Source organism: Peribacillus sp. NPDC096447 (genome assembly GCF_044762725.1).
GTDB lineage: Bacteria > Bacillota > Bacilli > Bacillales > DSM-1321 > Peribacillus.
Genome location: NZ_JBIWEV010000001.1, coordinates 179,815 through 195,261, shown reverse-complemented (window position 1 = coordinate 195,261; position 15,447 = coordinate 179,815). Strand labels below are relative to the sequence as shown.

The 15,447-nt window shown below is 41.1% G+C and carries 14 protein-coding genes; 10 read left to right on the top strand and 4 right to left on the bottom strand.

Annotated elements, in window-relative coordinates; genetic code table 11:
* Window positions 1-5 precede the first annotated feature (5 nt).
* From hpaD to ACIQZD_RS00930, 3 genes are all read left to right on the top strand, one after another.
* Window positions 6-989, top strand: coding sequence for a 3,4-dihydroxyphenylacetate 2,3-dioxygenase (hpaD, locus tag ACIQZD_RS00940; protein WP_402897366.1), 984 nt, complete (start codon window positions 6-8; stop codon window positions 987-989).
* Between the two features lie 463 nt (window positions 990-1,452).
* A complete protein-coding gene (locus ACIQZD_RS00935; RefSeq protein WP_402897364.1) occupies window positions 1,453-1,791 on the top strand; it encodes a DUF485 domain-containing protein in 339 nt (112 codons plus the stop codon).
* A gap of 3 nt (window positions 1,792-1,794) precedes the next feature.
* On the top strand, window positions 1,795-3,360 hold the full coding sequence (locus tag ACIQZD_RS00930; RefSeq protein ID WP_402897362.1) for a solute symporter family protein: 1,566 nt from the start codon (window positions 1,795-1,797) through the stop codon (window positions 3,358-3,360).
* A 167-nt stretch (window positions 3,361-3,527) separates the two neighbouring features.
* Here ACIQZD_RS00930 and ACIQZD_RS00925 read toward each other — a convergent pair whose 3' ends face one another.
* Window positions 3,528-4,397 (bottom strand): LysR family transcriptional regulator, encoded by an 870-nt coding sequence (locus ACIQZD_RS00925; RefSeq protein ID WP_402897360.1) that lies wholly within the window; start codon window positions 4,395-4,397, stop codon window positions 3,528-3,530.
* Window positions 4,398-4,562: 165 nt separating this feature from the next.
* Here ACIQZD_RS00925 and hpaB point away from each other — a divergent pair, with 165 nt between their 5' ends.
* Entirely contained in the window at window positions 4,563-6,035 is a 1,473-nt protein-coding gene (gene hpaB, locus ACIQZD_RS00920) for a 4-hydroxyphenylacetate 3-monooxygenase, oxygenase component (RefSeq protein ID WP_402897358.1), read from the top strand.
* Window positions 6,036-6,113: 78 nt separating this feature from the next.
* Here hpaB and ACIQZD_RS00915 read toward each other — a convergent pair whose 3' ends face one another.
* From ACIQZD_RS00915 to ACIQZD_RS00905, 3 genes are read right to left on the bottom strand one after another with little or no spacing between them, the layout of a single operon-like run.
* Window positions 6,114-6,500 carry a 5-carboxymethyl-2-hydroxymuconate Delta-isomerase gene (locus ACIQZD_RS00915; RefSeq protein WP_251430558.1) on the bottom strand — a complete coding sequence of 129 codons (387 nt, stop codon included), beginning with the start codon at window positions 6,498-6,500 and terminating at the stop codon, window positions 6,114-6,116.
* 17 nt (window positions 6,501-6,517) lie between these two features.
* Window positions 6,518-7,306 carry a fumarylacetoacetate hydrolase family protein gene (locus ACIQZD_RS00910; protein WP_402897355.1) on the bottom strand — a complete coding sequence of 263 codons (789 nt, stop codon included), beginning with the start codon at window positions 7,304-7,306 and terminating at the stop codon, window positions 6,518-6,520.
* The gene (locus ACIQZD_RS00905) at window positions 7,303-8,091 is read right to left on the bottom strand and encodes a fumarylacetoacetate hydrolase family protein (protein ID WP_402897354.1); all 789 of its coding nucleotides are present in this window, start codon (window positions 8,089-8,091) and stop codon (window positions 7,303-7,305) included. Before ACIQZD_RS00905 ends, ACIQZD_RS00910 begins: the two co-directional genes overlap by 4 nt.
* 204 nt (window positions 8,092-8,295) lie before the next feature.
* On the opposite strand from ACIQZD_RS00905, the gene ACIQZD_RS00900 reads away from it, so the two are divergent.
* From ACIQZD_RS00900 to ACIQZD_RS00875, 6 genes are all read left to right on the top strand, one after another.
* A complete protein-coding gene (locus ACIQZD_RS00900) occupies window positions 8,296-9,828 on the top strand; it encodes a 4-hydroxyphenylacetate 3-hydroxylase family protein (RefSeq protein ID WP_402897352.1) in 1,533 nt (510 codons plus the stop codon).
* Between the two features lie 145 nt (window positions 9,829-9,973).
* The gene (locus tag ACIQZD_RS00895; RefSeq protein ID WP_402897350.1) at window positions 9,974-11,833 is read left to right on the top strand and encodes a XylR N-terminal domain-containing protein; all 1,860 of its coding nucleotides are present in this window, start codon (window positions 9,974-9,976) and stop codon (window positions 11,831-11,833) included.
* A 257-nt stretch (window positions 11,834-12,090) separates the two neighbouring features.
* Window positions 12,091-13,383, top strand: coding sequence for an asparagine--tRNA ligase (gene asnS, locus ACIQZD_RS00890; RefSeq protein ID WP_402897348.1), 1,293 nt, complete (start codon window positions 12,091-12,093; stop codon window positions 13,381-13,383).
* Between the two features lie 116 nt (window positions 13,384-13,499).
* On the top strand, window positions 13,500-14,195 hold the full coding sequence (locus ACIQZD_RS00885) for a DnaD domain-containing protein (protein WP_402897346.1): 696 nt from the start codon (window positions 13,500-13,502) through the stop codon (window positions 14,193-14,195).
* A 22-nt stretch (window positions 14,196-14,217) separates the two neighbouring features.
* On the top strand, window positions 14,218-14,874 hold the full coding sequence (gene nth, locus ACIQZD_RS00880; protein WP_101222378.1) for an endonuclease III: 657 nt from the start codon (window positions 14,218-14,220) through the stop codon (window positions 14,872-14,874).
* Window positions 14,871-15,410 (top strand): YpoC family protein, encoded by a 540-nt coding sequence (locus ACIQZD_RS00875; RefSeq protein WP_402897343.1) that lies wholly within the window; start codon window positions 14,871-14,873, stop codon window positions 15,408-15,410. The genes nth and ACIQZD_RS00875 overlap by 4 nt, the downstream gene beginning before the upstream one ends.
* The last annotated feature ends 37 nt before the right edge of the window (window positions 15,411-15,447 follow it).

The window sequence follows — 15,447 nt, the reverse complement described above, 5'->3', positions numbered from 1 at the left end:
ATACAATGAATTTTTCTATTATTCGTGTTGCGAGAACGATACTAAATGTAACGGATTTAGATAAATCAAGAGCCTTTTATGTGGATGCTTTAGGTTTTATTGAAACGGAAAGAACGAATGATCACATATATTTACGTGGTTTAGAGGAAGCGCATCATCACTCGCTTATCTTGCAAAAGGCAGAAAAGCCAAGCGTAGAAGCGATAGGATACAAGGTTGAAAAAGAGGAAGACCTTGAAGAATTGGAATCTTTCTTCCTGTCCAAGGGAATGAAGATGAAGTGGATGAAGGAAGGAACACAGCATGCACTAGGCAAGTCGCTCCGAGTTCAGGATATTTCCGGATTGCCAATCGAATTTTTCAGCAAAATGGATAAAGCAGAGAGGTTGCTGCAACGATTCGATATGCATAGGGGTTCAAGGGTCCAAAGGATCGATCATGTGAATTGTAATGTAACAAATGTGCAAAAAGCCTATGATTTTTATGTGAAAGCATTAGGTTTTGCCTGCTCGGAAGATACAGTGGATGAGTCGGGCCAATTATGGGCTACGTGGCTACATAGAAAGCAAACCGTCCATGACCAGGCATTCATGAACGGAATCGGTCCAAGACTTCATCATGTAGGCTTCTTTCTGCCTGACCCCCTTGCAATTATCCATGCCTGTGATGTACTGGCATCACTTGGATATGCACAGTCCATCGAACGCGGACCAGGAAGGCATGGCCTATCCAATGCATTTTTCCTATACTTAAGAGACCCGGACGGTCACAGAATTGAATTATACAATGGGGATTACTTAACATCTGACCCGGATATCGAACCGATTCATTGGGATTTGAATGATCCAAGACGCCAGACATTTTGGGGAGCAAAAGCCCCGGATTCATGGTTTGATGAGGCTTCAGCTGTTCTTGATATAATATCAGGTGAAGAAGTTCCTCTTAAAGAACCGATTCTGGCAAAAAGCAAGCCTGAATTCATCATCTGAAAAAAGCGGGATTCTGGATGAAGATCGAGTGTTTCTGCAAAACATACATTGACTTCACATGGTCATTTGGATAGTGCGCTTGTTTTATATATACCTGTTCCAAGACCAATTGTCACCGTTTAAGGGAATTGGTGAATAGTTGATGGAAAACTGGAAGATTTGAAACGTGAAAGTATAAATAAGCCGAAACGGATGACGGATATGCGAGCCAAGTCTATTGCGAAAGTGCAAGCCTTCTAAAAGATATGGTCTGGGACAGGGCAGCAGTGGGAACTAACTGCTGCCCTATCTGTATGTGTCACCGATTAGGCAAAATGCGTACGGAAAGCTTAGGGATGGGCTTAGACCTTCTTGTGCAGATGAGTTGTTTGGATTTTGGGAAAAAATTTCTGACAATGGAGAGGCTCAATACCATTTATAGTACCGTCCTTTGAAAAATAAATATCAGAAGAGGTGTGAAGAGATGGTTCGGTTGGAAAAAAACCTTCAAGAATCGGAACAAACTAATCTAGTGGATTATGAAAGGATTGTTGCTTCCAAAGAGTTTCAGAATATGCTTTCCGATAAAAAGAAATTCGTCATCCCTTTTACGATATTCTTTATGGGATATTCCCTGCTTTTGCCCTTCTTAGTTTTTTACACTGATATCCTCGATCATCCTTTCATTGGGGACATAACATGGGCGTGGGTGTACGGTGTCTCCATCACGGTTATGTCTGTATGGGTTTGCAGCGTATATGTAAGGAAATCCGAAAGAATCGATGAACGAATAAAAGAAATCATCGAGAAAGAAGGGCTTTGAATCATGAATTGGACAGTTATTATTCTCTTTGCACTAATGTCGATAGGCACCCTTTTCATTACCTATTTCGCTTCCAAAAAAACTAAAACGGCAGGCTCTTTTTATACGGCTGGGGGCGGTTTGACAGCTAGGCAAAATGGACTTGCATTGGCCGGGGATTTTATGTCGGCTTCCACATTTTTAGGGTTGATTGGAGCATTTTCCTTAACGGGGTATGATGGATTTTTCCTGATGTACGGAGCACTTGTTTCATTCCTTGTCGTGTTATTCCTGGTGGCTGAACCTTTAAGGAACTTAGGGAAATACACATTGGCTGATATGGTGACTACAAGGTTTAAATATAAACAGGTCCGGGGAGTGACCGCTTTTAATACCTTGGTGATATCAGTCATGTACATGCTGGGTCAACTTGTTGCGGCAGGTGCTTTATTTAAATTGCTTTTAGACATCCCGTATAATACCTCTGTCATCATCGTAGGTATTGTAATGTTGGTATTTGTACTATTAGGGGGGATGACGGCGACGAGCTGGGTGCAGATCATTAAAGCCATCCTGCTGATTGGCGGCGTGTTTATATTATTCATGATCGTCATGTGGAAGTTGAATTTTAGTTTCATTGGAATTTTCACGGAAATGAAAACAGCGACACCCATGGGTGGAGATTACCTGAAGGCAGGTATTAAATATGCCAGTGGGTGGGATGCAGCTTCCTTGTCCCTGGGCCTAATTCTGGGAACGGCAGGTCTACCGCACATTTTAATACGTTTTTTGACTGTCCCGAATGCACAAGTGGCAAGGAAGTCGGTTGTTTGGGTGATGTGGATTATGGGTGCTTTTCATATCATGGTCATTTTTCTCGGATTCGGTGCTGCGAAGTTGGTTGGAACATCGAATATCATGAACGCTAATCCAGCGGGTAACATGGCTGCACCTTTATTGGCCCAACTTGTGGGCGGGGACATCTTATTCGCCTTTATTGCGGCCGTTTCCTTTGCAACGATACTCGCAGTTGTTGCGGGAATCGTTTTAACAGGTGCTACGGCATTTTCACATGATTTTTACAATGAAATTTTAAAAGATGGCAAAGCTACGGAAAAACAGCAAATGACGATGGCTAGATGGGCTTCCATTGGTGTGACTGCACTTGCAATCGTTTTATCATTAGGTCTGCAGGAATTCAATGTTGCGTTTCTGGCATCGATTGCTTTTACATTGGCAGCCAGTTCGAATTTGCCAGTCATCCTTCTCACCATCTATTGGAAAAAATTCAATAAAACCGGTGTAATGGTCGGTATGATGACAGGTCTTTTTGGTACACTTTTGCTCGTGGCCTTAAGTCCAAATGTCTGGAACCCGGTCCCGGGAGCCACCATCATGACAGGTGACCCGATTTTTCCTTTGAATTCACCAGGAATCGTTTCCATTCCGCTTGGGTTCCTCGCATGCTATTTGGGTGCCCTGTTCGGTAACCGCAGGACAAATTTGGAAACGGTTACAAAAGACAATTATAATGAAATCCTCGTAAAGTCCAATACCGGTCATGATGTTAAGGGTGTTTTGCGACATTGAATGATATGCCTATAAATAAAGGGCAGGTCATCGAACTTGTGAATCGATTTTAAAAAGCAGCCATCCAGGTTGCTTTTTTTCTTTTCATTCGAATAGAAATTCAAACCAACACCATAGATTATTAGAAAAGGTACAAATGAAATGAAGATTTAAGGATAACTGGCCATTCATTCAGAAAAAGTTTCTAGAAATTTGACGGCGCCTTTGGAAAGATAGCGTTCTTCGAGCCAAATAAGGGCGGCTTCGGATTGTACTTCACAATCTATCAATTCGACTATTTTTATACCCTGGGTTGAAAACGATTTGGATGTGGTACGTGGCATGATGGTAGCGCCTATTCCTTCCTTCACTAAAGATAATATCATTGCAGCATCAGGACATTCACATACAATCGTAGGTTCAAATCCATGTCTGGAGCACTCATCCACTATAAGTTCAAATGTACCTTGACCGCTTACCCTATGCAGCAATAAGAGGGGAAATTCCTTGATTTCTTTAAATTCGATGGAGTCTGGGATATCCCAATCATTTGGGGTGACAAGTACAAAATCTTCTGGTGGAAGGTTAACCGATGAGAATTGCTTACCATTAATCGGAAGCCTTACAATGGCCAACTCGATTTCCCTGTTTATTAAGCCTTCCGTTAAACGGAACGTATCACCTTCCATTAACTTGAATCGTATGTCAGGGTATTTTACTCTAAAGGTTCTCATCCTTTGCGGAATGTAAGAAAAGCAAGTTTTTACAGACCCAATGGAAAGAGTGCCCTTTACCCCTTTACTGACTTCCTTCACTTCCAGAAGTGTTTCTTCAAACTGATTCAATAGAGCTTCAGCTTTTTTATATAAAACCTGGCCAGTCTCAGTGAGTTCAAGTTTTTTTCCATTCCGATCAAAAAGTTTTTCACCGATTTCCATCTCCATCAATTTAAGTTGCTGGCTAAGAGGCGGTTGTGCCATATGTAATTTTTTTGCAGCTTTGGTTACTTGTTCTTCCTGAACGATTGTCACAAAATATTTTAACTGTCGGATGTCCATTATATACACCTCATACATATGATTTACATATACATATTGAATTTTTAAAGTATTTTATATATATCATAACACATGGTATATTTTGTTATAGAAATTAATTCAATATTTGGAATTCATTTAATTGTAAGCGCTTCATTTATATTGGTGTTTAAGGGGGATGCAAGCATGCCGGCTAAAACAGGTAAAGAATATATCGATAGGGTAGACAAAGCAAAGGCGAATGTATGGATCAATGGAGAACAAGTAAAAGATAAGATCAGTCAACACCCAGCTTTTAAAGGGGTCATGAAAACACAGGCTGAATTATATGATTTGCAGCATGATTCCGCGAAAAATGACATCATGACTTATATTTCACCAACTTCAAACGAAAGAGTAGGGACCTCATTCATGCAGCCGCGGACTAAGGAAGACCTTGAAAAAAGGAGGAAGATGATTCAAGAATGGGCAAGGCATAATAATGGAATGATGGGACGTTCCCCTGACTATATCAACAGTGGGATGATGGCTTACGGTACCGCAGCGGATATGTTCGGCACTCAGGATTCGGCATTTGCAAAAAATATGAAGGATTATTATGAGCTCTGCCGGGAAAAGGATTTGTCGTTGACACATACCTTGATTCAACCACAGGTTAATAGGGGAGTTAGTGCCGCAAAGCTTCCGGACCCTTACATCGCCGCAAGAATTGCTGGCAAGAATTCAGAAGGGCTTATTATAAAGGGAGCCAGATTATTAGCTACACAAGGAGGAATAACGGATGAAATCATGGTTTTCCCTTCGACATTGCTAAAACAATCAGAAGAAGAAAACCCTTATGCATTCGCATTCTCCATACCAAATAATACACCGGGGTTGAAATTCATCTGTCGTGAATCATTCGACTATGGCAAATCACATTTTGACCATCCACTTGGATCACGATTTGAGGAGATGGATACGATTATCGTTTTTGATGATGTAGTCGTTCCTTGGAATCGGGTATTTGCATATGGGGATGTCGGCATTTGCAACCAGGCTTATAATGAAAGCAATGCAGTTGTTCATATGACCCATCAGGTGGTATCGAAGAATATCGCCAAAACCGAGTTCATTCTGGGGATTTTGCAACTTATGGCGGAAACCATCAATATCGGGCAATACCAGCATGTTCAGGAGAAAATCTCGGAAGTCATCATGGCGCTTGAAACGCTAAAGGCTTTCATAACAGCTTCGGAGGCAAACGCGAAATTGGATAAATGGGGAATGATGACACCTGATTTTACACCATTAAACATCGCCCGTAATTATTATCCGAAGATTTACCCTAGATTCAGTGAAATAATGCAGCTTCTTGGAGCAAGCGGCTTAATGGCGATTCCAAATGAAGCCGATTTCAATTCGGAGCTTCGACCGGATTTGGATAGATATCTTCAAGCCGCGAATGGTGGAGCCTATGACAGGGTCAAATTGTATCGTCTCGCATGGGATGTATGCATGAGTTCATTTGGATCCAGGCAAACGCTGTACGAAAGATTCTTTTTTGGAGATCCGGTCCGTATGGCGAGTGCTTTATATAACGGCTATGATAAACAGGAATATGTGGATCGTGTCAAGGAGTTCTTGAACCGTACTGAAAACCTTGCAGAAATCAACTGAGCGCGGCAGCAGTGGCAAAACATTATAATTTAAAGGCCTCCCCAATGATGAGGAAGGCCTTTAAATATGAAATCTTGTTCATTTATTATATCGATCATGGATATTATTCTTTTTATATGTGCCAAAATCACTGAATTCCGTAAGTTCCATGGAGAGTGCAAGATATCTTTTTGAAAAGAGGGATGCCAAATGGGATTCCATCGTTTCGAATAGTTGGTCACATACTTTGGTTTTATCACTGTCCTGGCGTCCAGCGCCAATTTTTAGGATGGCATGGACAAAGGCATCATCCTCTGTACCATCGGCAACACGATAATGTTTCAATTCAATGGCCCGGGATCGAATGCCGCCAATTGGAAAGATGGAAGGATAAGATATCAGTACATCATTCACCTTCCTTAATAAGCCATCAATCTGGATTTCATCTTTGATATTATCCGTATATTCAATAATAATATGAGGCATGTGATTAGTCCCTTCCGTTAATTATGGATTTTTAGATGCGGCCGATCCCCGCCTTCAGTAAATGCATCGTCACCGACTATTGTGCTGATGAGTTTCCCGATTCCTTCAATTTCAGTGATGATTTCATCGCCTACAGCAGTATCCGCCAATCCTTCAGGTGTGCCTGTCAAAATGATATCACCTGGACTCAATGTCATGAAGCTGCTGAAATATTCAATTAAATCAGGAATGCCGAAAATCATGTCTTTCGTGTTGCCTTGCTGAGTCAATTTTCCGTTGACGTAAGTTTTGATGGCAAGATTCGAAGGATCTGGAATATCTTCTGCATCAACTAGCCAAGGTCCAATGGGAGTGCAGGTATCGCGATTTTTGACCTTTAAGTTTGGTCGGTAGTAATTCTCCAGATAATCCCGTATTGCATAATCATTTGCAACCGTATACCCACTTACATACTTAAAGGCTTCTTCCTTTTTTATGTTTTTCGCCTTTTTCCCGATGACGACTGCCAGTTCACATTCATAATGCATAAAAGCTGCATCAGCAGGCCGTCTTGTCTGTCCCCGGTGGCCGATAAAGGTATTGGGGCCTTTTAAGAACGCAAGGGGTTCTTCCGGGGTTTTAAAAGCAAGCTCCTTCGCATGGTCTGCATAATTCAAGCCAAGCGCGAAGACAGTTCGTGGTTCCACTGGGGGAAGCCAGACAACATCCTGCTCATTGACAATCCGGCCATCCGCCAATTGGAGATGGCCGTGATATTCACTTGCTGGATGTACGGCACCTGCATAGGCTACACGTGCTCTCTTCATAAAATCCCCTCCAGTGACAGTTTTTCCTCGGAAATGATTGTATTTTCCAAATATCCGATTTCATCAATTTCTATTCTGACATGATCATTGGCTTTTGCCAGCGGTGCATTCTCTGGAACTCCAACTAGAAGGACGTCACCTGTACTCAAAGTCATGAAGTCTGTTACATCCTCAATAAGGCGGGATATGGAGCGAATTAAATTTGAAGTTGAATTTTCTTGCTTTAGCTCTTCATTTATATATACACGGATGCCTAAAGAATCGGGGTTTGATATCGATTCCTTGGATACGACCCAGGGACCGATCGGGCAAAATCCATCACGGGCTTTATGGCGGATCGCAGGACGGAAAAAGCTTTCATGAGGAATGCTGATATCATTGGCAATCGTAAATCCTTCTATATAATCCAATGCATGTTCTTTCTTGACTCTTGTGGCCGTTTTACCGATTACAATTCCAAGTGCGGCCCCGATTTCCAATTCAGGTATGCTGTTTGGAAGGGGAACTGGATTTGAAAAAGAAGAAAACGTGTTTCTGGGTTTAATATAAAGGATCGGCCCTTTAGGAGGTTCATTATAGGGAGGAAGGTCGATCTTTCCCTTCAATGCTTCCAATGATCCTTTATAGTTTAATAATGTTCCATATACCGTTCCTGAAATAGGGTTATCCAACTTGATTTGTGATACCTCATACTTATCACCATTCATTAATATGTAGCGGTTCGACAGTATTTCGATTTCTTCTGAATAATCTGACTTAATGAGCTTCACTCTTGCTTTTGTCATGGACACTCACCCCTTGATTGTTTATTAATCATATATGATATCGTATATGATTTTTCGCTTAAGTTCAACATATTTAGATTATTCAGTATAATTAGACAAAAAATGTTAGAAAAAAGAGGTGTTTCGAGAGAAAAATGCCTTGAACATTTAGTTAGTATGAAGCTAGGAATTCAAAATGAAAGAATGTGAATGGGGGATGTTCTGATGATGAATGGCAAAGAGTATTTAGAAAGTTTACGAGATGGAAGAACTGTATTCTTGAACGGCGATAAGGTAGATGATGTGACGACACACCCGGCATATCGCAACTCTGCCAGGTCAATTGCCCAACTGTATGATGCTCTCCATGATCCGGTTAGTGCACGGGTTTTAACGGCTAAGACAGATGAAGGCCATACTACCCATAAGTTTTTCAAGGCTTCAAAGAACGCAACAGAGCTGCTTGAAGCAAGGGATGCCATAGCGCAATGGTCAAAATTGAGCTATGGTTTCATGGGCCGCACGCCTGATTATAAAGCTGCCTTTACAGGGTCGTTGGGACCGTATAGCGATTTTTATAAAGGATTTGAAGATAATGCGAAAAGATGGTATGAAAAAACCACAAGGGATGTTCCCTTCTTTAACCATACAATTATAAATCCGGCAATGGATAGGAATAAACCGCTACATGAAAATAAAGAGGTTTTTGTGCGAACGGTAGAAGAACGGGATGATGGAATAATCGTAAGCGGCGCCAAAATGGTTGGTACTTCTGCAGCCCTTACGAATTATAATTTTGTCGCGAATTATTCTCCTGTCGATCTTGGGGAAGAAGATAGAAGCCATGCATTGATTTTCTTTGTGCCGATGAATGCGCCTGGATTAAAAATGATCAGCAGACAGTCTTTTGAAGAAACGGCTTCCAAGACAGGCACTCCTTTTGATTACCCGCTTTCAAGTCGGTTCGACGAAAATGACGCAGTCATCGTCCTTGATCATGTTTTCATCCCATGGGAGAATGTATTCGCCTATAATAATGTGGAAATTGCCAATGGATTTAGATCCAGGACTGGGTGGATGAACCGATATACATTTCATGGCTGTACACGCTATGCGGTGAAATTGGACTTTATGGCTGGGCTTCTGATGAAAGCTACGGAGATGGCAGGAACGAATCAATTTAGGGGAGTACAAGCCAACATCGGGGAAGTGCTTGCTTACAGGAATATGTTTTGGGCAATCTCGACAGCGATGGCTACAGATCCTATGGAAGGGCCGAATGGCACTGTTCTGCCCAATAGCACATACGCAACTGCATATAGGGTGTTTGCGCCTATGGTATGGCCAAAGGTAAAACAGATATTTGAACAGGTTGTAGCAGGTAATCTCATTCAACTCCCATCAAGCTCCAAGGATTTTTTAAACCCTGAGGTCCGTCCGTATCTCGATAAATATTATAAGGGATCTGGCGGGGTTTCGGCAGTGGAAAGGGTAAAACTGATGAAACTTATATGGGATTCCATCGGAACTGAATTTGGTGGCAGGAATGAATTATATGAAATCAATTATGCGGGTAACCATGAAAATATTAGGCTAGAAACCATGAAAATGGCAGATTCAAATGGACAATCGGATAAATTCAAAGCTTTTGTGGACTTGGCAATGGACGATTATGACCTTCATGGCTGGACAAATGATAAGTGGATAAATGAAGATGAAGGCATCGATGCTGATGTGATCCAGCTCCGAATGAATTAATTTGAGTAGGAAAACGTGAATGGTTTGTATCGGAATCCCACCGGCTTTTCCACCACTGCATGATATGAATGCGCTTACATTTTTTCTTGATAGGTAAGGGGTGGAAAAAGTATAATATTATGTAAAAGGAAAGCCGGGGGGAATCATGACGAATCTTTTGAATCTTAAGAATGACGAAGGGGAAATTCATTTAAATGATGAGAGGATGATCCTGACTTCCTCTTCAATTTTCGGTACCCTAAGAAAAGACTTGATCGAGAATATTGGATTTGAAAGAATGAAGTCTTTTTTAATACGTTATGGCTGGAATATCGGAGTCAATGATGCTAAAAAGGCACTAAAAGGGAATTTGTCAACGATTAAGGAAATACTGAGGCAAGGTCCCATCTTACATATGCTGCAGGGTTATACAAAAGTTAATACTGAAAAACTGGAATTATCAATGGATAATCAAACGGATGTACACTCTGTAAAGGTGGAAGGGGTTTGGGTGAATTCCTATGAGGCAGAGGAACATATCACCCAGACAGGCATCGCGGAAAAGCCAGTCTGTTATACATTGACGGGTTATGCAAGTGGATTTTATTCGACGGTCTGCGGTCATGAAGTGATTTTTAAGGAAAGTGCCTGTAAGGGAGCTGGGCAATCAGAGTGTAGATACGAAGGTAAATCGATACATTTATGGGGTATGGAGATTCAGGATGAATTGAAATATTATAAAAGCAAACCGATTGTTCAAGAGCTTGCCGTGACATATGAAAAGCTGCTGGAGGAACGCAATAGTTTATCAAAAGTGATGGATATTCATAATTTGCTGACAGAAGAGTTAATTAACGGAAGAAGCCTTCAATCGATAGTGAGGACGGTTTATCAGAAAACGAAAATACCTTTGTTGATGGAGAACTTCAATAGCAATCAGGTTTATCATGCTGGATTTCACAAAGGGAAGGTAAGGGAAGTCAGGAATCAGCTCAAACTAATGAGGGAAAATGGTCCTGTCACATTGGAGACCGGAAGAATCGTAAAAGATGGGATGGAGCTGCTTTATACTCCCATTACGTTACAAAATAAAACTTACGGCTATTGTGTGTTTGCGCAATCGGATCCGGTAGAAGGAAAAACGAACCTGGAAATCAATCGAATGATTCTTGAAAGGGTGTCCATGACCGGTTCCTTATTCCTCTTAAATGAGAAAAGCAGTTTTGAAGCCCTCGAAAGGGTAAAAGGTTTATTTCTTGAACAAATATTAAATGGAGAGTTTGCTTCCAGAGAAGAAATAATCAAAAAAAGCATGTATTTAGACACTTCATTGGATCATCCTTTCACCATTGCGGTGCTTGGCTATGGTTTTTCCTCCGATCGGGGGACAGGGAATGACTATTTCATTCAGCAGAAAATCATCGAAGAGATTTATAGTTTCTTTAAAAAGCGGAATCAAGTTGTCTTAACAGCCTTAAGGGATGGTAATATCGTATTGCTTATACCGCTGAGTCCGGGAACTGAATTTCAACTTCGAACCAAGGAATGCATCAATCACTTATATACTGTTTTTAGCGGATATAACTTTAAAATGGGGCTTAGCACAATAAGTGATGAATTGGAACGGGCTCACGAGGTTTTTCAAGAAGCTTTAACCGCTTTGAATATGAATGAAGGAACTCGGGATATTATCAAATTTGAAGAAGTAGATCTGCTATCCATTTTAATGCATACGGGGAGTACTCCAGCGGTCCTGCAAAAAGCAGAGAAAATGCTGGGTCCTTTATTGATGAAAGATGACCCAAAAATGAATGAATTATTGAAAACGCTTTATGTATTTCTGCAATGCGGTGGAAATCTTGAATGCAGTATGAAAGAATTGAACATTTCAATGAGTGGTTTACGGTATCGGATCAAAAGACTTGAAGAGCTGCTTTCCTGCCAAATAAGAGATCCTAAAAGTGCTTTTCAATTATTTGCATCATTTGAAACCCTGTTGAAGGCGAAAATGATTACCTTTGGTTGATAGGATTCAATCCTTTGTTGAAATAGAAATGTCGAATGATACATATACCAAGATGACTTTACGGTAATGAGCTTTGGGCGATAGTGAAAAGTAATCTACCATACAATCTTGCGAGTACGCTCCAAAACATAATAAGAGTGATAGAAAAGGCATGGAAGTTCCGCTTCAATTGATTTATTTGCTTGTAAGCAGGGCTATGGGTATAATAAGTAGAGTAAATTCCTTAGTAAGTTAAGCTATTTTTGGAGGTAAATTCCGTGAAAATTACAATAAAAGATGCTAGCAAATTCGTCGATCAAGAAGTTACCATTGGAGGCTGGCTTGCCAGCAAACGTTCCAGTGGGAAAATTGCTTTCCTTCAAATCCGTGATGGCTCTGGTTTCATTCAAGGTGTGGTCGTGAAAGCTGATGTGGGTGAAGAAATTTTCGCTCGTGCGAAATCGGTTTCGCAAGAGTCATCCTTGTATGTAACAGGTGTCATTCAAAAGGATGAACGCTCGCCGTTCGGTTTTGAGCTACAGGTGAAAGATATTGAAATCATCCATGAATCATTGGATTATCCCATTACACCTAAAGCGCATGGTCCTGAATTCTTAATGGATAACCGCCATTTGTGGCTGCGTTCAAAACGTCAGCATGCAGTCATGAAGATCCGCAATGAAATAATCCGTGCTACATATGAATTCTTTAATGAAGAAGGTTTCGTTAAAGTGGATCCCCCAATTTTAACTGGAAGCGCACCAGAGGGAACGAGTGAATTGTTCGCGACCAAGTACTTTGATGAGGATGCATACCTTTCACAAAGTGGTCAGCTTTATATGGAAGCGGCTGCCATGGCACTTGGGAAAGTATTTTCATTTGGCCCTACCTTCAGGGCAGAAAAATCCAAAACAAGACGACATTTAATCGAGTTCTGGATGATTGAACCAGAAATGGCTTTTATCGAATTTAAAGAAAACCTGGAGGTTCAGGAGCAATTCGTTTCTTCGATCGTCCAATCCGTATTGAAAAACTGTCAGCTTGAGTTGAATACACTGGGCCGTGACTTAGCGAAGCTTGAACAAATTCAAGCCCCTTTCCCGCGTATTACATATGATGAAGCCATTAAGTTCCTTCATGAACAAGGGTTTGATGATATCCAATGGGGTGATGATTTTGGGGCTCCGCACGAAACTGCGATAGCGGAAAGTTATGATAAGCCCGTTTTCATAACTCATTACCCAACTAAAATCAAACCTTTTTATATGCAGCCAGACCCTGACAGGGAAGAAGTCGTTCTTTGTGCCGATTTGATCGCTCCAGAAGGATATGGAGAAATAATTGGCGGTTCAGAGCGGATTCATGATCAGGAATTGCTAGAGCAGAGAATCAATGAGCATGGCTTGAGCGAGGATGCTTACAAATGGTATATGGAATTAAGAAAATATGGCTCTGTACCGCATTCAGGCTTCGGTTTGGGATTGGAACGCACCGTTGCATGGATCAGTGGAGTCGAGCATGTCCGTGAAACCATCCCGTTCCCACGCCTATTAAATCGATTATATCCTTGATTCCGTAATGAAGCGGTTATCTTGCCATATTTGGCAGATAACCGTTTTTTGTTAAAATTATAAACTTATTCGGGGAGCCGTATTCATGTTATACTTAACCAGAGGTGTCCAAAAACATGAATAAAGAACATTTATATGCGTGGTTTAAGGAAGGAACGATAACGATTCCATCCTTTTTGCTGACTAACTATAGTACAATGGGACTAAATGAACAAGAAATGGTCCTTTTATTACAATTGCAAAGCTTCATAGATAAAGGTAACCATTTCCCTGCACCATCCCAACTTTCTGACCGAATGACATTGCAGGAAACGGAATGTCTATTCTTGATCCAGCGTTTGGTCCAAAGGGGATTTATTGAAATGTTGGTTGAGGATAGCCAAGAAATCGGACAGGAAAAATACTCGTTGTCTCCACTTTATGAAAAAATGATGGACTGTTTCTTGAAAACTTTGAAACAGACAGAGTCTGCTGAAATCCAAAAAGCGGGAGAGAGCCTTTATACGATTTTTGAACAGGAGTTCGGCCGCCCTTTATCTCCATATGAATGTGAGACATTGGCAATGTGGATGGAGGATGACCATCAACCCGAAATCATTAAGTCAGCTCTGAGGGAGTCTGTCATTTCCGGAAAATTGAATTTCCGATATATTGATCGAATTTTATTCGAGTGGAAAAAGAATGGAATTAAAACCTTGGAACAGGCAAGGGAGCAAGGACAAAAGTTTAGGGTTCACCAAAAGAGGGACCGAAAGACGGAAAATGCACGGCCATTGAAAGATGTGCCTTTCTATAACTGGCTCGAGCAGTAATGTAAATTGAAGGAGAACCAATATGTTGAATAAAGCTCAAATTCGATATTGTCTGGATACGATGGGTGAAATGTTTCCGGATGCCCATTGTGAGCTGAATCACTCCAATCCATTTGAATTGGTGATTGCTGTTGCCCTGTCAGCTCAGTGTACGGATGTATTAGTCAATAAAGTAACGAAGGATTTATTTCAAAAATATAAAACGCCTGAGGATTACATAAGCGTTCCGATAGAAGAGCTGGAAAATGATATTCGCTCAATCGGTTTGTTTCGTAACAAGGCAAAGAATATACAAAAGTTGTCGCGCATGCTGATCGAAGAATACGGTAAGGAAGTTCCCAGAGATCGTGATGAGCTTGTTAAATTGCCTGGCGTTGGCAGAAAGACGGCGAATGTAGTCGTTTCCGTTGCTTTTGATGTGCCTGCGATTGCTGTGGATACCCATGTAGAGCGTGTTTCCAAGCGTCTGGGATTATGCCGTTGGAAGGATAGTGTCCTCGATGTTGAGAAAACGTTGATGGCTAAAATACCAAAGGATGAATGGTCCGTTACGCATCACCGCCTGATATTCTTTGGACGCTATCATTGCAAGGCCCAGTCACCAAGATGTGAAACCTGCCCGCTTCTTGAATTATGCCGTGAAGGAAAAAAAAGAATGAAAAGGAAAGAAGCCAATTGACGCAGTCCATATCATTGAAAGTCCCTGAAGAATTGGACCACCCTTTGTTTTTTCCTGAAAAGGAAACCATCTTGGAAAAAGAGCGTTTTGCAGGTTGGAGTGGAACGATCCCATTCGAGGCTTTCCCGTATGAGTTACTTTATTATAATAATGTAGAGGCGTATGCTCCTTGGACTAACGGGGCATTGCATATAAAGGAACTGCTGGAAAAATGGAAGGTAATTGATTCAGAATGCAGTTTGCTATTTTCCGAGCGAAAAGTGGGACAGACTTTGGGACTCATGAAGCAGGGGATCGGTTTATTTTTAACCGCAGTCTTCTGGATGCATGAAAAGCCAGTGGTATTGAGTGATTTCCGGGCAAAAATAGAATCCTTTACCAATATTCCGGTGAACCTTGCTGAGAGGCTTTCTTTCATCCTTGCTAGACCCGCTTTTTTTCATTCATATAGACAGCTTAGTGAGTTGTTCCGAGAATTTGAAAAGCAATATGTGAAGTTCATGATCAAAAATAGGAACAGCCAAAAAAACGTCTAAGCTTTTAGCTTAGACGTTTTTTAAGTCGATCTTTATA